The 23971-nt window shown below is 49.0% G+C and carries 31 protein-coding genes; 13 read left to right on the plus strand and 18 right to left on the minus strand.

Annotated elements, in window-relative coordinates:
* Positions 1-35 precede the first annotated feature (35 nt).
* Both ACXAGL_RS11735 and bshB2 read right to left on the minus strand, forming a co-directional pair.
* Positions 36-770 carry a FixH family protein gene (locus ACXAGL_RS11735; RefSeq protein ID WP_474991244.1) on the minus strand — a complete coding sequence of 245 codons (735 nt, stop codon included), beginning with the start codon at positions 768-770 and terminating at the stop codon, positions 36-38.
* 164 nt (positions 771-934) lie between these two features.
* On the minus strand, positions 935-1621 hold the full coding sequence (gene bshB2, locus ACXAGL_RS11740; RefSeq protein WP_211225375.1) for a bacillithiol biosynthesis deacetylase BshB2: 687 nt from the start codon (positions 1619-1621) through the stop codon (positions 935-937).
* 146 nt (positions 1622-1767) lie between these two features.
* Here bshB2 and nadE point away from each other — a divergent pair, with 146 nt between their 5' ends.
* The 4 genes from nadE to msrA all read left to right on the plus strand — a co-directional run bounded on the left by nadE (position 1768) and on the right by msrA (position 6118).
* Complete coding sequence (gene nadE, locus ACXAGL_RS11745; RefSeq protein ID WP_474991245.1) at positions 1768-2517, plus strand: NAD(+) synthase; 750 nt, start codon at positions 1768-1770, stop codon at positions 2515-2517.
* A gap of 2 nt (positions 2518-2519) precedes the next feature.
* A complete protein-coding gene (locus ACXAGL_RS11750; protein WP_474991246.1) occupies positions 2520-3083 on the plus strand; it encodes a cysteine hydrolase family protein in 564 nt (187 codons plus the stop codon).
* Between the two features lie 360 nt (positions 3084-3443).
* Positions 3444-5354 (plus strand): endonuclease MutS2, encoded by a 1911-nt coding sequence (locus ACXAGL_RS11755; RefSeq protein ID WP_474967618.1) that lies wholly within the window; start codon positions 3444-3446, stop codon positions 5352-5354.
* A 77-nt stretch (positions 5355-5431) separates the two neighbouring features.
* Complete coding sequence (gene msrA / locus ACXAGL_RS11760; protein WP_474967619.1) at positions 5432-6118, plus strand: peptide-methionine (S)-S-oxide reductase MsrA; 687 nt, start codon at positions 5432-5434, stop codon at positions 6116-6118.
* Positions 6119-6155: 37 nt separating this feature from the next.
* Here msrA and ACXAGL_RS11765 read toward each other — a convergent pair whose 3' ends face one another.
* The 4 genes from ACXAGL_RS11765 to ACXAGL_RS11780 all read right to left on the minus strand — a co-directional run bounded on the left by ACXAGL_RS11765 (position 6156) and on the right by ACXAGL_RS11780 (position 7639).
* Entirely contained in the window at positions 6156-6281 is a 126-nt protein-coding gene (locus tag ACXAGL_RS11765) for a hypothetical protein (RefSeq protein ID WP_474967620.1), read from the minus strand.
* Between the two features lie 102 nt (positions 6282-6383).
* Complete coding sequence (locus ACXAGL_RS11770; protein WP_474967621.1) at positions 6384-6698, minus strand: DMT family transporter; 315 nt, start codon at positions 6696-6698, stop codon at positions 6384-6386.
* A gap of 1 nt (position 6699) precedes the next feature.
* Positions 6700-7044 (minus strand): DMT family transporter, encoded by a 345-nt coding sequence (locus ACXAGL_RS11775; RefSeq protein ID WP_027956121.1) that lies wholly within the window; start codon positions 7042-7044, stop codon positions 6700-6702.
* A 1-nt stretch (position 7045) separates the two neighbouring features.
* A complete protein-coding gene (locus ACXAGL_RS11780) occupies positions 7046-7639 on the minus strand; it encodes a TetR/AcrR family transcriptional regulator (protein WP_474967622.1) in 594 nt (197 codons plus the stop codon).
* A 192-nt stretch (positions 7640-7831) separates the two neighbouring features.
* On the opposite strand from ACXAGL_RS11780, the gene ACXAGL_RS11785 reads away from it, so the two are divergent.
* The gene (locus ACXAGL_RS11785; RefSeq protein ID WP_027956119.1) at positions 7832-8038 is read left to right on the plus strand and encodes a hypothetical protein; all 207 of its coding nucleotides are present in this window, start codon (positions 7832-7834) and stop codon (positions 8036-8038) included.
* Positions 8039-8136: 98 nt separating this feature from the next.
* Complete coding sequence (locus ACXAGL_RS11790; RefSeq protein WP_474967623.1) at positions 8137-8865, plus strand: PAS domain-containing protein; 729 nt, start codon at positions 8137-8139, stop codon at positions 8863-8865.
* 147 nt (positions 8866-9012) lie between these two features.
* On the opposite strand, the gene ACXAGL_RS11795 is transcribed toward ACXAGL_RS11790, so the two are convergent.
* Positions 9013-10128, minus strand: coding sequence for an NADH:flavin oxidoreductase (locus tag ACXAGL_RS11795; protein ID WP_474971947.1), 1116 nt, complete (start codon positions 10126-10128; stop codon positions 9013-9015).
* 100 nt (positions 10129-10228) lie between these two features.
* On the opposite strand from ACXAGL_RS11795, the gene ACXAGL_RS11800 reads away from it, so the two are divergent.
* Complete coding sequence (locus tag ACXAGL_RS11800; RefSeq protein ID WP_474991247.1) at positions 10229-12385, plus strand: ATP-dependent helicase; 2157 nt, start codon at positions 10229-10231, stop codon at positions 12383-12385.
* A gap of 55 nt (positions 12386-12440) precedes the next feature.
* Here ACXAGL_RS11800 and ACXAGL_RS11805 read toward each other — a convergent pair whose 3' ends face one another.
* Entirely contained in the window at positions 12441-12905 is a 465-nt protein-coding gene (locus tag ACXAGL_RS11805; RefSeq protein ID WP_474967626.1) for a hypothetical protein, read from the minus strand.
* A gap of 201 nt (positions 12906-13106) precedes the next feature.
* Between ACXAGL_RS11805 and ACXAGL_RS11810 the strand changes: the two genes are divergently transcribed.
* The gene (locus ACXAGL_RS11810) at positions 13107-13508 is read left to right on the plus strand and encodes a GNAT family N-acetyltransferase (protein WP_474991248.1); all 402 of its coding nucleotides are present in this window, start codon (positions 13107-13109) and stop codon (positions 13506-13508) included.
* Between the two features lie 23 nt (positions 13509-13531).
* On the opposite strand, the gene ACXAGL_RS11815 is transcribed toward ACXAGL_RS11810, so the two are convergent.
* The 10 genes from ACXAGL_RS11815 to sigY form a co-directional block, all read right to left on the minus strand.
* Positions 13532-14050, minus strand: coding sequence for a DUF6241 domain-containing protein (locus ACXAGL_RS11815; RefSeq protein ID WP_474967628.1), 519 nt, complete (start codon positions 14048-14050; stop codon positions 13532-13534).
* 86 nt (positions 14051-14136) lie between these two features.
* Entirely contained in the window at positions 14137-14907 is a 771-nt protein-coding gene (locus ACXAGL_RS11820) for an SDR family NAD(P)-dependent oxidoreductase (protein WP_474967629.1), read from the minus strand.
* A 104-nt stretch (positions 14908-15011) separates the two neighbouring features.
* The gene (locus tag ACXAGL_RS11825) at positions 15012-15788 is read right to left on the minus strand and encodes an ABC transporter permease (protein ID WP_474991249.1); all 777 of its coding nucleotides are present in this window, start codon (positions 15786-15788) and stop codon (positions 15012-15014) included.
* Entirely contained in the window at positions 15766-16683 is a 918-nt protein-coding gene (locus ACXAGL_RS11830) for an ABC transporter ATP-binding protein (protein WP_474991250.1), read from the minus strand. Before ACXAGL_RS11830 ends, ACXAGL_RS11825 begins: the two co-directional genes overlap by 23 nt.
* Positions 16680-16895: a PLD nuclease N-terminal domain-containing protein gene (locus tag ACXAGL_RS11835; protein ID WP_474967632.1), complete on the minus strand. Its 216-nt coding sequence runs from the start codon at positions 16893-16895 to the stop codon at positions 16680-16682. Before ACXAGL_RS11835 ends, ACXAGL_RS11830 begins: the two co-directional genes overlap by 4 nt.
* Entirely contained in the window at positions 16892-17221 is a 330-nt protein-coding gene (locus ACXAGL_RS11840; RefSeq protein WP_474967633.1) for a YbjQ family protein, read from the minus strand. Before ACXAGL_RS11840 ends, ACXAGL_RS11835 begins: the two co-directional genes overlap by 4 nt.
* Complete coding sequence (locus ACXAGL_RS11845; protein ID WP_474967634.1) at positions 17202-17399, minus strand: hypothetical protein; 198 nt, start codon at positions 17397-17399, stop codon at positions 17202-17204. Before ACXAGL_RS11845 ends, ACXAGL_RS11840 begins: the two co-directional genes overlap by 20 nt.
* Positions 17396-17608, minus strand: a complete 213-nt coding sequence (locus tag ACXAGL_RS11850) for a sigma-Y antisigma factor component (RefSeq protein ID WP_474967635.1) — start codon at positions 17606-17608, stop codon at positions 17396-17398. The genes ACXAGL_RS11845 and ACXAGL_RS11850 overlap by 4 nt, the downstream gene beginning before the upstream one ends.
* On the minus strand, positions 17605-17922 hold the full coding sequence (locus tag ACXAGL_RS11855; RefSeq protein ID WP_474991251.1) for a YxlC family protein: 318 nt from the start codon (positions 17920-17922) through the stop codon (positions 17605-17607). The genes ACXAGL_RS11850 and ACXAGL_RS11855 overlap by 4 nt, the downstream gene beginning before the upstream one ends.
* Complete coding sequence (sigY, locus tag ACXAGL_RS11860; RefSeq protein WP_474991252.1) at positions 17915-18433, minus strand: RNA polymerase sigma factor SigY; 519 nt, start codon at positions 18431-18433, stop codon at positions 17915-17917. Before sigY ends, ACXAGL_RS11855 begins: the two co-directional genes overlap by 8 nt.
* 432 nt (positions 18434-18865) lie before the next feature.
* Here sigY and trpE point away from each other — a divergent pair, with 432 nt between their 5' ends.
* The 5 genes from trpE to trpB are packed head-to-tail and all read left to right on the plus strand — an operon-like array spanning position 18866 to position 23971.
* Positions 18866-20371 (plus strand): anthranilate synthase component I, encoded by a 1506-nt coding sequence (gene trpE, locus ACXAGL_RS11865; RefSeq protein WP_474971942.1) that lies wholly within the window; start codon positions 18866-18868, stop codon positions 20369-20371.
* Positions 20368-21390 (plus strand): anthranilate phosphoribosyltransferase, encoded by a 1023-nt coding sequence (trpD, locus tag ACXAGL_RS11870; protein ID WP_474991253.1) that lies wholly within the window; start codon positions 20368-20370, stop codon positions 21388-21390. Before trpE ends, trpD begins: the two co-directional genes overlap by 4 nt.
* Entirely contained in the window at positions 21383-22144 is a 762-nt protein-coding gene (trpC, locus tag ACXAGL_RS11875) for an indole-3-glycerol phosphate synthase TrpC (RefSeq protein ID WP_474971941.1), read from the plus strand. The genes trpD and trpC overlap by 8 nt, the downstream gene beginning before the upstream one ends.
* Positions 22141-22797 carry a phosphoribosylanthranilate isomerase gene (locus ACXAGL_RS11880; protein ID WP_474971940.1) on the plus strand — a complete coding sequence of 219 codons (657 nt, stop codon included), beginning with the start codon at positions 22141-22143 and terminating at the stop codon, positions 22795-22797. Before trpC ends, ACXAGL_RS11880 begins: the two co-directional genes overlap by 4 nt.
* Positions 22778-23971, plus strand: a complete 1194-nt coding sequence (gene trpB / locus ACXAGL_RS11885; RefSeq protein ID WP_474991254.1) for a tryptophan synthase subunit beta — start codon at positions 22778-22780, stop codon at positions 23969-23971. The genes ACXAGL_RS11880 and trpB overlap by 20 nt, the downstream gene beginning before the upstream one ends.

Here is a 23971-nt window from a genome sequence, read left to right on the forward strand (position 1 = left end):
TGAAAGGACCACCGGGCAGCCCGGTGGTCCTTTTTTTATTCGATTACTTCTATGGTCTGCTGTTTTTCACCTTGAAGGTCTTTCTCTTCCTGTTCATAAACGACGGTGACTGTATAGTTTCCTGCTTCCTCGAACGTGTAGGATCCTTGGTATTCCCCCGGCTGTTTTTCTTCAGCCGTGACTTCGGTTTCCTCACCACCTGCTTCTGGTGTAATGAGGTATTTCACCTTACCTTCTGTGAACGGTTCCTCCATATGATTGATATGGGCCGTAAGCATGGATTCACTTCCGGCAGCGAATGTTTCTTCTGTCATCAAATGAACCATGAACTTGCTGGATTCCATATCCATGGCCTGTCCCTCTTGTCCATGGCCGACCTGTACTTCTTTTTGGGGCATCGTATGCAGATCATCGACTTGCGTATGAGCAATCACCTGGTAGGAGCCTTCCTGTTCAAACGTATAGGACAGCTCGTAAATGCCGTCTTCTGTATGTTCGGCTTCTTTCGTTACCGAGTCTTCCTGCCCTTCCTCTGTATTCCAGATTTCAAACTTAACATAAGAGGCATCAGTGACAGGCTCCTCTCCCTGTGTCACTTCTGCGCGGATATCGACGGGTTCATTGACTGGATAGGGCTGCTGTTCGAGCAGCACTTCAACTTCAGGTATGGGAGCGGCCTGGTCTTCACTTCCGCTGTTCTCGGAATCAGCACAGGCCGTTAAAAAAATCGTAAGTATAAGGGCTGTCACTAAAATGGCTGCGTTCTTCAAAAAATCATCTCCTTTATGTTGACCCTTTTTATAGAATATCATTTCCATCATGGTCATGGAGTCCTGAATTTAGACAGATCGGTGAAAATCTGCCAGTGTAAGAATGATTTGGATCGTTCGAACTACAAAAAAAGTCCTGCTCCATGGAGCAGAACTTTTATGTTTTAGGTGACCTGATCGCTGGACCAGTCATACGTATAAAATTTCTCTTCGGTCACCCATTTAAGAGCTTCCGGATCGTTGACCTTGATGCCTTCTTCAAGCATTTCCAGCATAGCAGCTGTCTGGGAGATATGGGCGCGCATGGCATTCATTTTCTGTTCCTGGACACCGCGGATGTCGTTAATCACGTCCGGACTCCCCAGGTTTTCCTCTGTATCATTGGCGAAGGCAACAGCGTGGAACTTCGGCCGTTTGTCTTCATCGATGTCGCGCAGCGCCCGGACAACGGCGCGCGCTGTCGCTTCATGATCGGGATGGACGGCATATCCTGGATAAAAACTGATGACAAGGGATGGGTTCAACTCGTCGATGAGCTGGCTGACCATATTTTTCATCTCTGTATCGTCTTCGAATTCCAGTGTTTTATCCCGGAGCCCCATCATACGGAGATCTTCGATGCCCATAGCTTCAGCCGCTTTGACAAGCTCTCTGCGCCGGATGTCAGGCAGTGATTCCCTCGTGGCGAACGTGGGACGGCCGAGGTTTCTTCCCATTTCCCCAAGTGTGAGGCAGGCGTAGGTTAACGGTGTGCCCTGATTTATATAAGTGGAGATCGTTCCGGACACGCCGAATGCTTCATCATCGGGGTGGGGGAAGATCACGAGTACGTGTTGTTCATTTTGTATCATATCTTTCACTCCTTGAAGAGGATCACTAGTCTCCATTATTGCCTACTTTTTAAAAAATGAAAAGTCATTTGTTTATAGAGCAGGTTTATAAAAAGGAAGTAAAAGGAAGAAGAGGATTAGATGACATTTGGAAGGGAGTTTTTACGATGGAAGAACGTATTGACTATTTAGTCCGGTGGCTGCAGGATAAAGTCGAAGAGGCAGGGGCGGATGGAGCCCTTGTCGGGATCAGCGGCGGAATTGATTCAGCTGTCGTTTCCTATCTTGTCAAAAAGGCATTCCCTGAACAGTCGCTTGGAGTCCTGCTGCCGATCAACAAAAAGATGGAGGAACAGACGGATGCGCTGGCCGTTGTAGAAGGGGCGGACCTTGATTACATCGGTATCAATCTGACGGACGCCTATGAAACGACGTATCAGGCAGTAAAAGGACAGATTGAGGAGAAAGGGGACTGGAAGGAGGATAAATCGCAGCTGGGTGGAGCGAACCTGAAGGCGCGCCTCCGCATGAGTACGCTGTATGCCGTTGGAAACAACTACAATTATCTTGTTGTTGGAACGGATAATGCCGCAGAGGATTATACAGGCTACTTTACCAAGTACGGGGATGGTGGCGTTGATCTCGTACCGTTGATTAACCTGAGAAAAGAAGAAGTCCGGGAAATGGCGGGAGCGCTGGATGTGCCTTCCTCCGTTATTGAGAAAAAACCGAGTGCAGAGTTGTGGGAAGGGCAGACGGACGAAGATGAGCTCGGCATGTCCTATGATACGATTGACGCTTATCTGCGCGGGGAGAAAATCGATCCCGAAGATGAGAAACAGCTGAAAGACAGACATAAACAGACGGCCCATAAGCGCCAGATTCCTGCAGGGCCGGAAGAATACCGGGGAGATTAAACATGAAATCGTCCACGGCCCTTCTTATTATTGATATGATGAATACATTGGATTTTGACGGGGGAAAGGACCTGTTGGAGTATGCTCTTCCTGCGGCTGAAGATCTGCAGAGCTTCAAGCAAGAAATGAAGGAGCAGGGGATTCCTGTCATTTATGTGAATGACAACTTCGGTCTGTGGCAGGACAACGCCTCCGACATCATAGATACATGCCGCCAGTCCAGGGGAGAGCCGCTGGTGGAGCTTACGCAACCGGAAGAGGATGACTTCTTCATCATTAAGCCGAAGCATTCCGGTTTTTTCGGGACGCAGTTGGAGATTCTTTTGAATCAGCTTGAAGTGAGCCGGTTGATTTTATCAGGAGTCGCCGGAGACATTTGTGTTCTGTTTACAGCGAACGATGCGTATATGAGGGATTATGAGCTGTGGGTTCCTTCGAATCTCTCGGCCTCGGAATCGCATGAAGGGAACGATAATGCGATGAAAATCATCCGTAGATCGCTCGGAGCAGAAACCGCCCCGACATCCGAACGGAAACTGCAGGATGTCTTTCCCGTTGACAAATGAACGCGAATCTCCTATATTAAAGAGGATGAATCGTCTGTTCCACGCAGAACGATCCTTATAACAAAGGAGAATGATGTATGAGTGTGGTTGTTCTTAACTAATCCATGAACTGGATACGTTTCTAATCAGGTGTAAAAAGTGTGCACGGTTGCATGCTTGTTTAAGTGCCGCCTTTTTAGGAACAGTTAAGAACAAGCATAAGCATAGCCTGGACAGATACGTCTTTGAAGCTGTGGCTGCTTTTCAGTCACAGCTTTTTTGTATCCCGTGGAACAGACGACGTTCACACAAAAGTCCGCGATGAGCTTATTTCAGCTTGCCGCGGGCTTTTTTATATGGATAAATATAGGGGGAATCACATTGAACGACCAAACTTTTCAAGTATTGGAATATCATGAAATTTTGAACCGTACAGCTGAGCATGCCCATACAGAACTGGGAAAACAGACCATTATTGAATCAAGACCGATTCAAGATCGAAAACGACTGGAACTGATGCACGAGGAAGTAGAAGAAGCCAAAGCCATCCTCGCCACCCAGAGCCGTGTCCCGCTCCATACGCTCGCTGACATTCAGGGAATGCTGGAGCAGGCGCAGAAAGGCCTCTACCTTCAACCGAGACAGCTGATGGTTCTGCTTTCTTTCCTGGATCATTGTACGAAACTGAAGCGGTTTATGAAGGGGCAGCAGCTGATCGCTCCGAGAATTGCTTTCTATGCAGAATCCATGACGGAGCTGACCAGTCTTGAAGAAAATATCGCCTCAGCAATCCGCCATGCGCAGGTCGACGACCATGCTTCAAAGGAGCTCGCAAAGATCAGGAGAAAAAGAGAGAAGAAAACAGAGGAAATCAAGGAACGAATGAACAGCCTGGCTAAAAAGTATGCGTCCATCATGCAGGAGGCACGTCCCATGGATAAAGGCGGCCGGTGGACACTGCCGGTGAAAAGGGAGCAGCGCTCAAAAATGAAAGGAACCGTACTGGATCAATCGGCGTCTGGGGCCACTCTCTTTGTTGAACCGGAAGAAGTGACCCGCCTTCAGGAAGAACGGCAGCTATTGACGTTCAGTGAGGAGCAGGAAGTCGAACAGATTTTATATACGTTGACTGGAGCGGTGCTGGAGCATGAACAGGATCTCTCCATAGCTGTCGAGACGATGCATCAGTATGATGTTTTATTCGCGAAGGCCAAATACAGTCGTCTGACGGGGGCTCATACACCGGTATTTACCGATCACGAGTTGAAAATCAATCAGGGCCGGCATCCGATGCTCGGAGAGAAGGCGGTGCCCCTGACCCTTCACATGAATGAAGGGGAACAGGCGCTGCTTATTACAGGTCCCAATACCGGCGGAAAGACGGTTACATTGAAAACCGTCGGCTTGTTCTGCCTGATGGCCCAGACAGGACTTCACATTCCCGCAGAGCCGGGAAGTCTTCTTCCGTTATACCAGTCGATTTATGTGGACATTGGGGACGGTCAGAGCATTGAGGAGAATTTGAGTACGTTCAGCTCACGTTTGACGAACTTGATTGACATTTTACAAAAAGCGAACGACCATTCGCTGTTGTTATTAGACGAAATAGGATCCGGTACAGAACCTGGAGAGGGGATGGGGCTTGCAACAGCCATCCTGGATCAGCTGGCTGCCAAAGGATCGGATATTCTGGCTACGACTCATTATAGTGAAATGAAAGCTTATGCGAAGGAAAAGGATGGGTTCATCAACGGTGCGATGGCATTTGATCTGGAAACGTTGAAGCCGACGTATCAGCTGCAGACGGGTACAGCCGGCGAGAGCCAGGCGTTCGACATCGCTTATAAGCTCGGACTGCATCCGGATATTCTTAACCACGCTCATCAGATCACCTACAAGGAAGAGGCATCCTATAAGCTGGAGGAAGAACAGCGCAAACATTCCTCTTATGCCAGTCAGGTGGCCGGCAACCGGTATAAGAAGAACCGGAAGCGTAACGACAGCAAACAGCCGCCTTCTTTCAAAATGGGCGATAATGTGCAGGTCCCTGATTCAGATGCGGCCGGTATCGTCTACACAGGCCCGGATGCAAGAGGTAATTATGTAGTTCAAGTGAAGGGGGAGAAGCAGACGTACAATCATAAACGGTTGAAACTGCATATCCCGGCCGAAGAGCTTTACCCGGAAGATTACGATTTTGATATCATTTTCAAGTCGAAGGAATACAGGAAAATCGACCGGATGATGAACCGCAAGTATGTGGAGGGGCTCACCTTGGAGGACGAAGAGTAAAGACAGCAGAATTCTGTCTGGAATTTTTATTCCGTGGTATGCTTAAAGAAATTCAACACGACAAGGGAGGCCTCTGTGTGAAGAAAAAAAGGATATGGACGGCCGGCATCATCGTTCTGCTTATAGGCGCAGCATTTGCTGTCCCTGAGATTTACTCCTATGTAACAGAGCGGAATTATGAGAGTGAGGAAGTGGGCGCATCAGAAATTCCGGAAGGGTACGAAACAGCTGTGCTGGCTGGAGGGTGTTTCTGGTGTATGGAGCCACCGTTTGAAAAATTGAAGGGCGTCCATAGTGTCGTCTCCGGCTATACCGGTGGAGATGTGGAAAATCCGACTTATGAAGAAGTGTCTGCCGGGGGGACCGGCCACATTGAAGCGGTGCAAGTTTATTTCGACCCTGATGTGATTTCCTATGCGCAGATCCTTGATGTTTTCTGGAGGCAGATCAATCCGACGGATGATGAAGGTCAGTTTGTAGACCGCGGGTATCAATATACATCAGCGGTGTTTTATCTTAATGACGAGCAGAGACAGACGGCTGAACAGTCCCGCAGAGAACTCGAACAGTCCGGACGGTTCGATGAGGACATCGTAACACGCATTGTGGAAGCAGAGACATTTTACCGGGCGGAAGAATATCATCAGGATTATTACAAGAAAAACAAGCTCCGCTATGACTACTACCGAGGAAATTCCGGGCGTGACCAATACCTTGAAGAAACGTGGGCAGAAGATCTGAACGTGGATCTTCCCCGAAAATAAAAATAAAAGCCTTTCCGCTTCAAAGCGGAAAGGCTTTTTAATATTGTTTCGTTTCCTGTGATATTTCAGGATTGGCATCTACTTCAGGATCTATATTGGTGTATCCTACATAACTGAAACCAAGCACAATGATTACCATGACAGCCATTAACACTCTACGCATCTTTCTATTCCTCCATCACTGCAGAAAATGTCGGTATACTGCAACAGCCTGCTTCTTTTATTGTAAGCATTCTTTGAAAAGAACACAAGGTTCTGATGGATATTATGAAACCAATTTCAAACCGATGATACCGGTAAGGATACAGGCAATAAACAACAGCCGTTTCGGTGTTGCTTTCTCATTAAAAAAGAGGATGCCCAGCAGAACGGTTCCTGCCGATCCGATTCCTGTCCAGATCGCATAAGCCGTGCCGATCGGAAGGTCATTCAAAGACAAGGAGAGGAAATAAAGACTGCCGCTCATCGCAATGGCGGCACCCAGTGTCGGCAGCTTCTTTTTAAACCCATCCGACAATTTTAAAAAGAACATGGAAGTCATTTCCCCTGTTCCTGCGAGAATTAAGAAAATCCAAGCCATGTTATCCCTCCTGTGCCTGACTTGATGAAGCAGAATCTGTCATTTTCAATCCGATAATTCCCGTAATCAACAGAACGATGAAGAATATCTTCCCGATACCACCGGCATCGCCGAGAAAAATCATACCGACCAGCGCTGTTCCTACAGCCCCCACCCCGGTGAATATGGCGTAGCCTGTGCCTACATCCAGGCTTTTTAATGCCATTGTAAACAAAGCGAAGCTGATGATGATGCAGACGACGGTGATGGTGGAGTATAGAGGCTCGGTAAAGCCCTCGGACAGTTTCAAGCCGACCGCCCAGGCGATCTCAAACAAGGCGCCGACAAACAAATAGACCCATGGCATTTTACGATCCCTCCTGATGTTGTGTCTGGATGCCGAGCCAGAAAATTTCCCAGCTGCTGAGCTGGCGCTGTTCGAACACATCCTGATCATAGTAGTTTTCTTCCAAGAACAGACCGTCAATTAACGTATAAAAAGCAGAAGTCAGCGTATCTGTAGAAAGAGGGCGGATTTTCTTCTCCGCTATTCCTTTTTCCATGATCGGCTGAATGACAGCGGTCATTTGATCTTCCACCATAAGGAATACCTCTTTGATTTCAGCCGTAAACTTTTCAGGTGGGAAGAAGGTGACACGCTTAAAAAAAAGCCCTTCTGTGGAATGGGCCATGCGTTCTAAATAAAACCGGTAGAACTGGTGAAGCTGCGCTTTCACCGTCATTCCCTTCAGTTGTGGAGCTTGCTGCATGATCCGTTCCTTTTCCAAATCTCCGACGTGATAAAGCACATCGAGGAAGATGGCATCCTTATTGTCAAAGTGATTATAAAGAGACGGTTTTTTAATCCCGACAGCATCGGCGATCATCGTTAACGACGTGTTCTCATAGCCATGTCTGGCGAAAAGGCGTAAACTTTCCTGCCTGATTGTTTCTTTTGTCATCCAATCATCCTTCCTGACTACAAACTAACGGTCGTTAGTCTTTAGTTTACCACGTTTGAATTCTTCAGTCCAGTTCACCGTAAATTCGACATGTTTAGTCATAGGGTGCAAAGGGAATGATACTTCAAAAGAGACAGAAGACAGGGAAGGAATGTCTCTATAGAGAATTCCAAGTAGAAAGGGTTTGAGTAGGTGAATCAGTACAGACTCGATCGATACGAAGGTTCATACGCAATCCTTGTAGAGGATTCAGAGTTTCAGAATGAATTGTACGTGTTGAAAGAACGACTGATCGGTTTTGTGAAACCGGGAGACTGCCTGGAAATTGAATTTGATACTATAGGAAACTTAAAGCACGTTGCTATCATATCTACGCCTGACAAAATGGAAAAAGCATAAAAAAGAGTGCGTCATCATTGTTCAAACAGAACCTGATGGCGCACTTTTTTTGTTTTAAGACCGTTCATTCCAGCCAAATATAATGAGGAGGCTTATGTATGATTTTACAGGCGGCCATGGATCTTCTTGATGAAGGGGTATTGATTTCTGATGATCAGTATATCATTACCTATGTCAATCCGGCATTTATTGAATTGTTTGGTCTTCAGGGAAATCAAGCAGCGGGGGAGTCCCTTCACACACTCTTTCCGGATATCGATCCGGAGAGGCGGGTGGTGACAAATTCAACGAAAGAACAAAGGCCTTTGATTGTAGATGATTATCCGATGCATTGGCAGGGGGAGGAGTATGTATTCAAGGTTCATACCCGACCATTTACATATGAAGGGAAGGGCTACAATCTAACCAGGATTTTTGACAGGACCCAATCCTATTACAGGGAGAAACAGCTGATCCACATCATTGAGGAAATGACGGCGAACATCGTAAAAGTGGCTGATGGCTTTGCCCTGCTTCCCCTGCAGCCGATCCTCAGGGAAGAGCAGAAGGAGGTCCTCCTGACCCGTGTGCCGGAGCTTTGTCAAAACCAGCGGATCAATCGTCTGGCTGTTCAATTTTCTGGAATCGTGTCCGTAGAAGATGAATGGGTGCACCTGCTTAGAGACTTGATTGTCAGCCTCCAGCTGCTTGGTATTGAAGTGGTTCTTGCTGGAATGCGTCCACAGGTGGTGATGCAGTTCACACAGAACCGGATCAGTCTGTCCGGTGTGCGGACGTTCAAAAACCTTCCTCAAGCCGCAGACTACTTTTTAAATAAGCGGAAGTAAGGAAGTGGTCTTCTTCGGGTTCTGGAAGTATTTGTACCCTGCCGGAACTGTTCCTGTTTGATGTGGACATTCAGCGGAAAGAAAAAAAGCTTGTAGAGAAACTAGGTTTCTCTACAAGCTAAGGCGCATGAGACATGCGCCTCTTTTTCATCTCCGTACTTCTTTTTTCAATTCGTGATCCTTAATTTCCGCCTGTGGCAGCATGATGGATGAAAAATCGAAGGGGTCCAGATGCTGACCGTTAAGGATGCGGTTCGGTGCATCCGGATTTTGGAGCGCTGCTGTACCGAGACTGATGAAATCAGCCTCTTCGCTGCTCAACAGCTGCAGGGCTTTGTCTGTCTCATGAAGACCGCCGTTGGCAATGACAGGAAGACCACTGAACATCTTCGCAGCGGCAGCCATGGAAAGGGACCCCTCTCCGAAGCTGGAGGCTGTTCCGTCTTTATCTGTTACATGGATGAAATCGATCGGAGATTCACCGAGTTTACCGAAGATGGTTTTGGCATCTGTTTCACCAAGAGCCCAGCGGTGTTCGCCATCGGAGGCTTTCCCCTGCGAAATCCGAATGCCGAGAAGGTAATCATGGCCGACTTCCCGCCTGACTTCCTTGATGACTTCAAGAATATACCGCATCCGGTTGGTCGTTGTTCCTCCGTACTGATCTTCTCTCTGGTTGAAATAATCGGTCATGAACTGATCCAGCAGGTAACCATTGGCTCCGTGAAGCTCTACGCCGTCAAACCCTGCTTCCTTAGCCAGTCGTGCAGAGTGTGCGAAGGACTGCTTGATTTCTTCCAGTTCCGCATGAGTGGCTGCTTTCGGGGTAGGGAACGGGCCTTTCCCACCGTAAAAAGGCAGCTGATCATTTTTAGGGGCCACAGCTGAAGGGGCGATGGTTTGGTCCGTGTAGGCGTTTCCCTGCGACTGGGCACCTGCGTGCATGATTTGAGCAATGAACAGGGATCCATGCTGATGAACGCCCCGGACGATTGGCTTCCAGGCGTCCCGGTGCTGTTCGTCGGCAAGCCCCGGCTGGTTTGAGTATCCCTGGGAGTAGGTACGGTCCGGGTAGATGCCCTCGCTGATGACTGCTCCGAATCCACCTTTAGCATAGCGCTCATAATACTGCTTCATCCGCTCATTGGCTGTCCCGTTGTTGGCCGCGCTGACTCTTGTCATCGGTGCGACCACATAGCGGTTTTTAAAGCGGTTGTCCTGAACGATCTTTTCTTCAAATAAAGGGGTGATATCGCTGGTCATAATTTCCTCTCCTTCCACAGGTCCATATCCGTTCCACTGAGGCTTCAAACCGATTCAGTGTGCTATAATACAAACAAATGTTCTTGGAAGGTGAATCACTATGGAAAAACTGATGGAAGGATTGAACGAAGCTCAGCAGGAGGCTGTCGTTTCTACGGAAGGATACATCCGCGTCGTGGCCGGTGCAGGTTCGGGGAAAACGAGAGCACTGACGCACCGGTATGCGTTTATCGTCAATGAACTGGGCGTGGATCCGGCCCATGTATTATCTGTAACCTTTACGAATAAGGCAGCTCATGAAATGAGGAGAAGGGTGAAGCGCCTGATCGGCGGCGAACAGGATACAGGATTCATTACGACTTATCACGGCTTCTGCGTCCGTGTGCTCCGAGAGGATATCCATCGTCTCTTCTATCCGAAAAATTTCTCCATTTTAGACGTCGAAGACCAGAAAACACTGCTGCGGGAGATATTTGAAGATATGGGGTTGAAGATGAATGAGAAAACCTTCAAGCGCCTTCTGGACAAGATCGGAATATTGAAAGGAAATACCCATTATGTCCAACAGATGATCATGCGCGGCGGCATGCCTGCGGCTGATGAATCCGGTGACCTGGACGGGCAGATTCTACAACACTATTTAAAAAAACAAAAACGCGTGTACGGCCTGGATTTCGATGACCTGCTGAATTTCGTCTTTGTCCTTTTTGAACAATATCCGGATGTACTGTCCAAATGGCAGGACCGTCTGTATTACATCCAGGTCGATGAATTCCAGGACAGCAGTCTGAAGCAGTTCGAACTTGTACGCATGCTCGCACAGGAACATGAGAACCTGTTCGTTGTTGGTGACCCTGATCAGACGATCTACGAATGGCGGGGGGCGGATCCGAAGTATATGGTCGAGTTCGACGAATTTTTCCCGGGGGCACAGACAGTCTTTCTGAAGGAAAATTACCGTTCCACCCCTGAAATCCTCTCCCTTGGCAATGCGTTGATTAAAAATAACTACTTCCGTGTGGATAAGGATATGCTTCCTGTCCACCCGCCTGGAGTCAAAGCGGTCCATTACCACGGAAAAAACGACATACAGGAAGCGAAATGGATTGTTCAGCAGATTCAAAGTCTTGTTGAGGAAAAGCAGGCGCGGCTCAGTGATGTGGCTGTTTTATACAGAGCAGGTTATTTATCGCGTTATGTGGAGCAGGAACTTATGGCGGAAAACCTGGAGTATACTATTTTCGGAGGTTTTAAATTTTTTGACCGGATGGAGATCAAGGATGCTCTCGCTCATCTGAAAATGATCGCTGCAGGAGATGACTTATCGTTTTCAAGACTGATCAATGTGCCGAAAAGGCAGATCGGTAAAAAACGGATGGCCTTTATCCGTCAGAGGGCAGAGGCAGAGGGGCTTTCTTATTATGAGACCTTGAAAAAATACGCGGATCATGAGCAGCTTCAGCGGACAGGGGCCAAAGCATTCATTGGTGCCATGGAGGAACTCAAGGAGAGGAAGAAAGAATTGAACGTGTCGGAACTGCTGCAGGAAGCGATGCAGAAGACGGGTTATGAAGCCTACCGCCGCGAAGACGGGGACCAGGAACGCCTGGATAATCTGGCCGAACTGCTTCACTCCATCGTCCAGTATGAACAGACGCTCGGAGAAGATATCGATTTGGATGAGTACCTGCAGATGATTTCTTTGTATACCGATCACGACAGAGAAGAGCGTAAGGATACGATCAAACTAATGACGATCCATACTGCCAAAGGTCTGGAATTCCCCTATGTTTTTGTGATCGGCATGACAGAAGGGGTCATGCCAAGTGTGCGGACCATCCGTCAGCGGAAGGAGCGTGGGCTTGAAGAAGAGCGGAGACTTGCCTATGTCGCCGTTACCCGTGCCGAAAAGGCGTTGTATATGACAGAGTCGGAGGGCTTTCAAAATGGAGGGCAGAAAAAATATCCGTCCCGCTTCATCTTTGAGGTGAACGAAGATTTATATGAGCGTGTCGGGGACCTTGATCCAGCCCTTATAGAAGAAGCGGAGGATTACATCCGGGCCTCTCACCATTTAAAACAAGAGGCTCCTCAAAAAGGGTTTGAAAAAGGAACACGTGTCCATCATCCCGTGTTCGGCATCGGGACTATTCAATCCATTGATGAAAAGAAGAACACGTACCTTGTTTTCTTCGATAACCTGAAGGCACCAAGGCCGATCAGCCGGATGTTTAAGAAACTGGAAAAAGTTCAATGAATACGGCAGTCTGTGACCACATATAAAAGCTGCGGGGAAGGTTTCCCGGCAGCTTTTATAGATGATTGGCGATTTCCACAGCTTTTTCCGAACGCTCTTCAGCAGGGCCGTAATATTCAACCTGATAGATGATATCTTCTTCTCCTTCATACCATTCCACAAACACATGTGTCTCTTTTTCCAGTACGCCTGCCAGCGCTCCGGAATCCAATGGTACCTGCAGTTCGGATTCCTGCAGGATGTTTCCGGGACTGTATAAGGTCGTAACGACAGCTTTCTGCTCGGTATCGGATGTATAGGTTACCTCGGCTTCATTTTCTCCAACAGAGGATTCCACCATGGTCACTTCAAAAGGCATATCAGAAGGCAGGCCAAGGTTTTCCTGCTGTGTTTCAGAAAGGTTCTGGATAGGATCTGCGAAGTCCTCGGGATAAGCAGCGGTTAAATCTTCATAGGATAAATTTTGTGAGGAACAGGCAGCCAGAAAAAATAATCCTGTCAGCATCAACCAACGTTTCATAGTCATTCCACTCCTTGTGTCGATAAGAAAACAATCGCTCTTATTTTATCATACTTTTCTCTCATCATTGACGGAAAAAAGACACATAGAATGAAACGAATAGGGAATTGTATCGTATAATAGAGTAAAGAGATCAGGCTTCATCATAGACAGACTGGGAAACTTAACAGGAGAAAACTTGGAAAAGAAAGGGAGGAAACGATGGAATCCATTCAAATCCGCTCGTTTCGCGAACAAGACTTTGATAGTGTTCATCAGTTGAATCAACAAGAAGGATGGGAGGGGCTTGTGCAGCATAATGAAGAAACGCTGTGCGCCTGGATCAATTCGGAACCTGCCCTCGTGGCCGTGGATGAATCTGGAGAACTCGTCGGTTATTTGAGAGGGTTGACCGACGGGACGACCACTTTGTACATCTGTGAACTCCTCGTTAAGGAATCCTGCCGCAAGCAGGGAATTGCCGAACAGCTTGTAAGAACCGCCCATGAATGCTATCCGAACGCCCGCGTGGACATGCTGGCTACAGAAAGCTCGGAAGGCTACTATTCTCATTCAGGCTACCGCTCGTTCTATGGTTTTCGTAAAGCAGCCGAAGAAATGTAAAAAAACTGACCCCGGAGACGGGGTCAGTTTTTTCGTTTCTGCATGAATTGGGCTTCTTCCTGAGGAGAGAGCACACCTGTGGCTTTGCCGACGTTCCCGTTCTGAAGCGTCCAGATCCGGTTATGGTCCTCATCAGCCGTTGAGAAATCACCTGCGTGCCATTTCGTCAGGATCTCTTCATATGTCTGTCTATGAGTAAGCGTAGTCTGATCCAGTCCCTCAAGCAGCCACTCAATACGTTCCGGGTGGATAGTTGTAAATCCCCACTTTTTATCGGCTTTCACTTTCTGGTGGGACATGGAGTGGATGTAGCTTTGATAATCGGAATCTGTCAGTTCGCTTTGGCTTTTTTCATGACCGAATGGATTTTTACCTTCTTCCTCATAGGTCTGAAGCTTTTCATCCGCTTCCTCAGCGGATTCTTCTACGGCTTCCTTGACTTCTTGTTCTGTCATTGCTTCAGCCTGTGTGCTCATCAAATACCAGCCTGTGCCGGCAGCTGCGAGCAGAAGAAGGACGGTGGATAAGATCCATTTCTTCATACCTCTGCCCCCTGTTTAAGAATTTTCTTCCAATATATCAAGTATAAAGGAGATGGCGGCAGGAGGAAAGGTCTGGGACATAAGAATTATTGATCCATATAATGAGCGGCTTTTGCAGCCCAGGAACGAGGAAGCAGTTTCGCCGCATAAGCCATCGTCTGGTTGGCCGGCCCGGGAATGATGACACGGCGGCCTTTAACAAAGCCGACAAACCCTGATTTAGCAACAGCTTCCGGTGTCATCGTCTGCTTGACCAGCTTCGTATGCTCTGCCTGAGCTGTCTTGAAGAAGTTGGTTTCTGTTGCGCCCGGGCACAGCGTCGAGATAGTGACGTTCGTGTCCCTCAGTTCCTCCACAAGAGCTTCGGAGAAGGAAAGGACGTAGGCTTTGGATGCATAATATACGGCCATTTTCGGCCCGGGCTGAAACGCCGCAGTGCTGGCGATATTCAGGATGCCTTTTGGAATGGAGCGGAATCGTGCCGCTTTGATTTCCGGCAGAAACAGGTGGGTGAGCTCTGTGAGTGCATTGACGTTGACTTGCAGCATTTTCTGCTGGTCTAACAGCGGAAGCTCCTCAAACAGGCCGTTCAGGCCGAACCCTGCATTGTTCACGAGCACGGTGACGTTCAAGCCGAGTTCTTTGACTTTGTCGTAAACAATTTGGGCGGCCCCGGGTTCTGACAGATCCTGCGGAAGAATGGTAACGGGGTGGCCGTCCAATTCATTTCGCAGCTCCTCGAGTTTATCTTCAGATCTTGCTACAACGATCAAGTTATAACCAGCCTTCGCGAAAAGCAGGGAAAGTTCATACCCGATTCCCCCGGAAGCTCCGGTAATCAGTGCAGTCGGCTTCATGCAAATCTCTCCTTTAGACAATCCAATAGTTTTATTGACAATAGTCTATACCCTATTGGGTGGGAGTACAACTCTTCTTCCTTTTGATCCGTAAATTTTGACATTCAGGAGAGTCTGGTGCTTTTCTTCAAACGTTTCGTTCCTGCATAAAGGAGAAGGATGGTAAGCGCGGCTGTGACGAGACTGGTGTACCATAAATCCGCAGGCACTTCTCCCGTAATGAGAAGAGAACGAAGGTAGGAGGACAGCCGTGCGGGACTCCAGGCGAGGTACTTGGAAAACAGACTGGTGACCAGGCTCATGGTCATGAGGGCTGCCAGTGTGAAAAACAGGACGAGGCCGGGGATACGTGACCAGGCATTCATAAAAAGACTGATGCTCGTAAGAAATAAAATCCACAAGCTGTAGAAAAAGATCACTCCGGCTGCGGCCGTAAAGGACACATCTCCAAAAAGGAGCTGGACGTAATACCAGCTCGCTGTCAGGCCGATGGCAGCAGAGAGGATCAACAGTGTGGAAGCAGCCGCCCACTTCGCCGTCAGGTAAGAAAAGTAAGAGACCGGTTTCACGAGGATCAGCTCCGCCACCCCTGATTTTTTCTCTCCGGAGATTGTGCCCATCGTGATGAGTGCAAGGACGAGGATACCCAGCGTGTTCAGCTGGGAAATGCTCATCATGAACACCTCGGAAGGGGGAGGGGTGGGCAGGTCAAAGACCGCCCCTTCCGGAAGACCTCCGGCAGCTTCAATAATCACCGGAAGATAATAGGTGGACAAGGGGTCAAGGATACAGAAGAGAATAAAGACAAGAGGCACCCAAATCCATTTGTAATTCCTAATCATTTCAAGCCATTCCTTCTTATAGATGGTGATCCACTGCATGATTTTTCACCGCCTTAATAAATAAATCTTCCAATGTCGGCCGTCCGACTTCGAAGTGGACAAGCGGCCATTCGTTTCGTGAGGCTTCCTCCAGGACTTTCTTCCTGACCATCCCACTGTCCGACACATAGAGGTGAAGGGTCTGTTTATGCCATTCCACACGATTGACCTCGGGCCATGTGCTCACATAATCCTTCCAATTTTCGGTGTCCATCGAAAACTGGAGGGTTAGTTTTTCCATAGGATGGCGGGATTTCACATCATCAATCGACCCAGATTCAATCATCTTTCCTTGATGCATCAGTAGAATTTCATCACTCACTTCTTCAGCGTCGTTCAGGATATGGGTGGAGTAGAGCAGGAGGGTTTCCTGTTTCAGCTCTTCCATCAGTTCCAGAACTTCCCGGCGCCCGATTGGATCCAAAGCAGATACCGGTTCATCAAGCAGGAGAACGCCGGGGGTGTGTATGACCGCCTGTGCGATGCCGAGGCGCTGCTTCATCCCTCCGGAGTACCGGGCGATTCTTTTGTTCTGAAACTCTTTCATCCCCACCCGGTCCAGTGTCTTATCCGCCTGTTGCCCTGCCTCCTGCTTGGAGAGGCCGGCAAGACGAGCGGCATATAACAGGAATTCCCGTCCTGTCATCCATCCATGAAATTGAGGATGCTGAGGCAGGTAGCCGATGTGAGCGCGGATATCCCCGGATATTCCTTCAAGGTGTATCGTTCCGGAATCAGGAATGAGCAGTCCGGCTATGAGACGCAGGGTGGTCGTTTTCCCTGCGCCGTTCGGACCGAGAAGAGCCATGCATCTGCCTTTTTCCAACTGAAAGGTTACGTCGTCCACAACAGGGTGCCGGCCGAACGATTTCGTGAGGTTGTTCACCTGCATCATCCTTCCTCACTCCTTCCGAAAATAAAGTAGGCGACAGGCCCGAGCGTATTGACAAAAATAATCAGCAGCACCCACATCCACTTCGGGCCGCGTGTTTCTTTTGTTCCTGCCAGGCTGATGAGCGCGGTTACCATTAAAATCAACTGGACAGCCATCAGCGGGAGGAGAACAGGGAGGTTGTCCGTGAGCATGTGGAGAACCCCCGCTGTCATTGTGGACTCCTTTCTGCAAGGGTGACCGCTGTTCCGTAGGCGATGATTTCAGAAGCGGCACTCGTAATAGAGGACGTTTCCAGGCGGACGGCAATGACAGCATCAGCCCCTTTCTCCTCTGCATGTTGAATCAATCGTCCGATGGCCTGCTGACGGGCGCTGTCCATCATACTTGTATAATCTTTAATTTCTCCCCCGACAAGATTCTTTAATCCCGCCAGAATATCTTTTCCCACGTTTTTCGACTGGACTGTACTGCCACGCACAAATCCTTTCACTTCCTGAACGTCATATCCAGGAACAAATTCAGTAGTCACGATAATCATTCCAGTGTTCCTCCTTTTTTTCTTCCTTGGCTTCCTTCCACAGCTTTATGATTACGAGTGTGAAAGCTGCATAAGAGATGAGTAGAAGAGCGATTCCCGTCCAGATGGACACAAACAGGATAAGAGCGTAAGCTGCCAGTTGTGCGGCTGTACCTGCCGCAATGAGGATCATCTTCATTCTGTTGGATCCTTCCAGATTGTTTTGCACAGGATGATGAATACGATGGTTGGGAAAGGGAATTGAATCAGTCCGACAAGGCCCCACAGCCAGGGGGTCCGTCCGCGTTTTTTTGCCTGGATGAACAACAGGGTGCTCTGGGTGATCAGGATGGCGGCAATGATTCCCCACCCCCAGACAGGGATTTCTTCAGGTCCATAATGCTTCATTTATCGATCATCACCATTTCTCTTTTCTCCTTCCAAACATACCCAAGCAGCACGGCAGCGGCTGTTCCTTGAATGATGATGAACAGGGCCGGTACGAAATAAAAACTGAGTGCGAGCCCAGTGATCATCAAAAGAGCGGCCGTCCATAACAGCATCAATTCCTTCCACAGCCTCTCATGCCATGCTTTCCTTTCCTCTCTCACAAGCGTTTCGAAATACAGGAGGGGGGGTTCGTCTGTGTCCAGCTGCTGATCCATCTGCTGGAACCCCTGCTTCAGCTTTTCCTCAAGAGAAAGGTTCTTCTTGTCATCCATGTTCATTCAACTCCTTTCGCAGCTTCTCCATACCATAATGCACCCGTGATTTCACCGTTCCGGTTCTGGATTTCGTCATGTCAGCGATTTCCTTGTATTCAAACCCATAGTAATGTTTCAAGAGGACGGAGATCCGGTATTTTTCATCAAGGTTCCAGAGAGCCTCCTGAACGTCCAACCATTCTTCTGGAAGCTGCTGCGGGGTCTGCAGTTTTAGTCGTTCCTTTTCCTGCTGCTCCAGTTTTTCGTTTCTCTGTTGTTTTCGTCGTGTATCGATATACGTATGGGTAGCGATGCGGATCAGCCACGTGGAGAATTTGGACGTTCCCCGGTACTGGTCAATCTTCTGGATGGCTTTCATGAGCGTGTCCTGGGTGACGTCATAGGCCAGCTGTTCATCGCCGCACATTTTCCATACATATTTCATCACAAAGGAGTAGTGTTCTTTCAGGAGCCGGGCAAGACTTTCTTCGTCTCCATTCCTGGCACGTGTCAAATCGTTGGCTTCCATAATCATTCCTCTCTTCCCGCCTGTATATAAGACGTCACTGGCTGCGGATGCGTTCAAAAGAAATCCCGGTTTTTTTGTGGTGTGCTTTTCCTGGAGCCGTTCAGCGTTTCTTATATTATAAACAGATAGCTTTGAAGAACCGCAGCGGTTTGTTAAGGTGGAAATAGAGTTGCTGGAAATTCTCCGGTTGACTTTATTATCTGAATTTTATAGACTGTGAGAAAGTATTTTATAAATGAATACAAAGTTAGTTGAGAAGAGAATGAGTTGAGTTGAGGAATAGGATGAGCAGAGCAGAGCCGAGTAAGAGCGAGGAACCGCTGGACGTACGGAGCTGGTTGGTTGCCTGGCCGAACCCCTTTATTTCATCCACTCATTTTTTCATTCCTCAACGTCTCGTTCTCCATAAACCCTTTATGGAGAGGTGAGCGAATGACCACTTACGAAACATTTCAAACCGATGCGGAAGCGTACCGCACCATTCCCATCAGTCAATCCTTTTTTACAGATACGATTACACCCATTCATATGTTTCATGCATTGAAAGATGAAGCTGTCTTTATGCTTGAAAGCCAGGACCCGGAATCCCCGTGGTCGAATTTTTCATTCATTGGACTCGATCCCATGGTCCAGGTGAAAGAGAAAAGCGGCCGGTTTCTTATTGAAGATTACCGGTTGCAGACAACAGCATACGAAGAGACCTTCAAGGCCGCTTATGAAAAAGTGGTGCGCGATCTGGAGGTGAAGCAGCCGGAAATCGATCTTCCATTTAAAGGAGGCGGGGTCGGTTACATCAGCTACGATGCCATTTCAGATTTCGAACCGGTGGAACCGGCGGAACAGGATGACCTGAATCTTGCCCGCTACCACCTGCTGTTCTGCCAGACCTTGATTGCCTACCATCATAAAACGAAAGAAACGACGATTCTTTCTTTCGGAAGAGTCGACGAGCCAGAGACTTCCCGTGAAGTTTATGATACGACGAAGGCACGCATCAAAGAGATTACAAGCCGTTTGAGAAAAGGCAGCGATTTGGAAGATTTGATGCTTGGGGAGGAATCGGGAGAAGAGCAGGAACTCGTTCTTTCCAGCAACTATGAGCCGGAAAAATTCAGGCAGGATGTGGAAACGATCAAAGAGTACATCCGGGCCGGCGATGTTTTCCAGGCTGTTTTATCCCAGCGCTTCCACACCATTACAGACCGTACAGGCTTCGAGCTTTACCGGGTGCTGCGGAAAGTGAATCCATCTCCTTATATGTTCTACTTGAATATGGAGGATGTCGAAGTGATCGGAAGTTCGCCGGAGCGGCTGCTTGAAGTACAGAACGGGCAGCTTGAAATCCATCCCATTGCCGGAACAAGGAAGCGCGGGCAGACTCAAGAAGAAGATGACCAGCTGGCAGAGGAACTCCTTGCAGATGAAAAAGAACTGGCCGAGCACAGAATGCTCGTCGATCTTGCCAGAAACGATATCGGCCGTGTCGCTGAATTCGGAAGTGTGGACGTTCGTGAGTATATGACGATCGGGCGTTTCTCGAAGGTGATGCATATCATCAGTAAGGTGACGGGGCAGTTGAAGGAAGGGGTTTCACCGATCGATGCCCTTATTTCCTCCTTCCCGGCCGGAACGTTATCCGGAGCACCGAAGGTCAGGGCCATGCAGATCCTTCGTGAACTGGAGCCTACACCGCGTAATCTTTACGGCGGCGGCATCCTTTACCTTGGGTTTGATGGGAATATCGATTCCTGCATTACCATCCGTACAATGACTTTAACGAATAAAAATTTATATATTCAGGCCGGAGCCGGTGTGGTTGCCGATTCCGATCCTGAAGCTGAATATCAGGAAACACTGAACAAAGCCAGCGCCTTGAAGAGAACGATCGAGTTAGCAGAGCAGGTATTTTCGAGCCGAGAAGGAGTGGAGACGAGATGAAACAAACGTTGAGCCGGGTTGTAGCCGGAGAGTCCATGAGCGAGCAGGAAGCCTTTGAAACGATGAACACGATCATGAATGGAGGAGCCACCACCGGTCAGTTGATGAGTATGCTGAGCGTCATGAGCTACCGTGGGGAAACCGTTGAGGAGATGACCGGTTTCGTCCGCGCCATGCGTGAGAACATGACAAGGATGGATGTGGACGATGCTTCCCTCGTAGATACGTGCGGGACCGGCGGCGATGGTGCATCCACTTTCAATATTTCGACGGCGGTATCACTCGTTCTAGCCAGTATGGGCGTGAAGGTCGCCAAGCATGGCAATCGGAAAGTTTCCTCGAAAAGCGGAAGCGCCGATGTTCTGGAATCTCTCGGTGTTCCAATTGATACGACACCGGAGCAGGGAGCGAAAGCCTTGGAGGAAAAGGGAATGACCTTCATGTTTGCTCCTCTTTATCATCAGGCTATGAAGCATGCCGGTCCAGCACGTCAGGAGCTTGGGTTCCGTACGGTGTTCAATCTGCTTGGACCGATGTCCAATCCGGCCAATGCAAGACGTCAGCTGATCGGAATTTATGACACAGCTTATGCCGAGAAAATGGCTGAAACCCTTTATAAGCTGGGTTCCGAACACGTCCTGCTCGCCACCGGCCGTGACGGTCTGGACGAAATTACGATTACCGGGGAAACCGATCTTGTGGAAATGAAGGACGGGAACATCCGCCGCTTTACAGTCAAACCGGAAGACTTCGGGATGGCCAGAGGAAACATTGAAGACATTCAAATAACAGAAACTGAGGAAAGTGCCGCCATCATTAAAGCCGTCCTTTATAACCGGGCAGGGGAAACAGCGGCATCGATCGTTACCTTGAATGCAGCAGCCGGGCTGTATGTGGCTGGTAGAGCAGAAACGCTGGAAGACGGTGTCATGCAGGTCCGCGAGGCCATTCAATCCGGCATGACCAAAGAGTACTATGAATCTATCGCGTCAGAAAGGGAGAATCGCCAGTATGCTTGAAACCATCTTAGCTGTGAAACATCAGGAAATTGAAAAAATGTACCTGCCTGAGGAACAGTCCTTCCCGAGGCATTCCTTATATGAAGCGTTGAACGGGGCAGATCCATCCGGACTGATCGCCGAAGTGAAGAAGGCTTCCCCTTCCAAGGGTATCATCCGTGAAGACTTCAACCCTGTCCGCATTGCGCATGATTACGCCGAAGCAGGCGCCCATGCCATATCTGTTTTGACCGATCAGCACTTTTTCCAGGGGCATCGCGATTATTTGACACAGATCAAGCAGGTCGTGGACATTCCTGTCATGAGAAAAGATTTTATCATCGATTCCGCCCAGGTCGTTGAAAGTGCGTATATCGGTGCCGATGCGATTCTTCTGATCGGTGAGGCGCTGGAAGCGGAGAAGCTTCACGAGCTTTACAACCAGGCCTATGAGCTGGGAATGGAAGTGCTTGTGGAAGTGCACAGTGAAGAGACCCTTGAAAAAGTGCTGAACCAGTTCACACCGAAAATCCTGGGCATCAACAACCGCAACCTGCATACGTTCGAGACATCCTTGAAGCAGACCGAACGGATGGCGGCTCTTGCACCGGAGGAATCGCTGCTCGTTTCGGAAAGCGGCATTTTCACAAATGAAGATGTTCAACAAGCCGCCAGGTATGGGGCGAAGGGGGTTCTTGTTGGAGAATCGCTGATGAGGCAGGATGATATCAAAAAAGCCGTACGTACCCTGCTTGAAGGAGTGGAGGTCCAGTGAGGGAGCCTATAGTGAAATTGTGCGGCAACCAGTCGCTTTCTGACACAGCGAAAACGGCCTCCTCCAAAGCCTCTCATCTCGGCTTCATTTTTGTGAAGCGGACGAAGCGCTATGTGCGCCCTGAGCGTGTAGGTCGCTGGATTAAGAAAATCCGTCCGCGACAGAAGCTTGTCGGGGTGTTCATTGACCCTACAATAGATGAACTGGAGGAAATTCTCCATTTCGTGCCGCTGGATGTCATTCAGCTGCACGGGAACGAGACCGTTTCCCAGCTGCTGCAGATCAAAGAAGCTTTTGGTCTTCCGGTCTGGAAGGTTGTTCATCATCAGGATGGTGGTCTCGACCAGATGGACGTATTTAAAGGCGTCGCGGACGGTTTTATCGTGGACAGCAAAGTCGAGGGGGCATCCGGAGGTACAGGGGTCCGGTTTGACTGGGAAGCGGTCCCTGCCTACAGGGATGCCGCTTTTGATCAAGGAGTGCCCTGCCTGATCGCTGGTGGAATCAAGCCTGAAAACGTTGGTGAACTGTTGAGTTGCCAGCCGGAGGGTATCGATATTTCCAGCGGGATTGAACGAGAAAATAAAAAAGACATTGGTAAAATACAAGCGATTATGAAAGAGGTGGAAGCAAATGTTGCAAGCATTTCCTGATATTAAAGGCCGATTCGGTGACTTCGGGGGCAAATACGTACCGGAAACGTTGATGGGCCCGCTTCAGGAGCTTGAAGAAGCTCTGGATGAAGCTATGGCGGATCCTGAATTCCAAAATGAATACCATCATGTGCTCAAAGAATACGCAGGGCGTCCGACTTCCCTGACGTATGCCGATAAAATCTCCGAGCACCTCGGCGGAGCGAAAATCTATTTGAAGCGTGAGGATTTGAACCATACCGGCGCCCATAAACTGAACAATGCGATTGGACAGGCTCTTCTGGCTAAGCGGATGGGCAAGGAAAAGATCATCGCTGAAACCGGAGCCGGTCAGCACGGTGTCGCTTCTGCCACGGTCGCTGCCAAATTCGGTCTGGAATGTATCGTATTTATGGGGGAGGAGGATATCCGCAGGCAGGAGCTGAACGTTTTCCGTATGAAGCTGCTCGGTGCTGAAGTCGTATCTGTTTCCAGTGGGAACGGCACATTGAAGGATGCAACGAACGAAGCGATCCGCTACTGGGTCGCGAATTGTGAAGATCACTTCTACCTGATCGGTTCTGTCGTCGGGCCGCACCCGTACCCTCGGATGGTCCGCGATTTCCAACGCATCATCGGAGACGAATCAAGACGTCAGTTCCTTGAGGTTGAAGAAACTCTTCCGGACCGCATATATGCCTGTGTCGGCGGTGGAAGTAATGCAATGGGCATGTTCTACCCATTCCTACAGGACGACAGTGCCCTTGTGGGGGTGGAGGCAGCAGGAAAAGGCATTGATACACCGGAACATGCCGCCACGCTTTCTAAAGGAACGCCGGGTGTCATTCACGGATCGCTGACATACTTGATGCAGGATGATAACGGACAGATTACCGAGCCGTATTCCATCTCGGCAGGCCTTGATTATCCGGGCATCGGCCCTGAACATGCACACCTTTTCCAGACAAAGCAGGTCCGCTATGAAGCTGTGACGGATCAGGAGGCCCTGGACGCGCTGAAGCTTCTTACGCAGACAGAAGGCATTATCCCGGCCATTGAAAGTGCCCACGCTCTTGCTCAGGCTTTCAAGGAAGCCGGAAGCATGGAAGCGGATGAGACGATTCTCATCAACCTGTCCGGACGCGGGGATAAGGATATGGCAACACTGATGGAACATTTCCAGGAGGAGGTTTAA

The organism is Halobacillus sp. ABA4_118, from assembly GCF_056160205.1.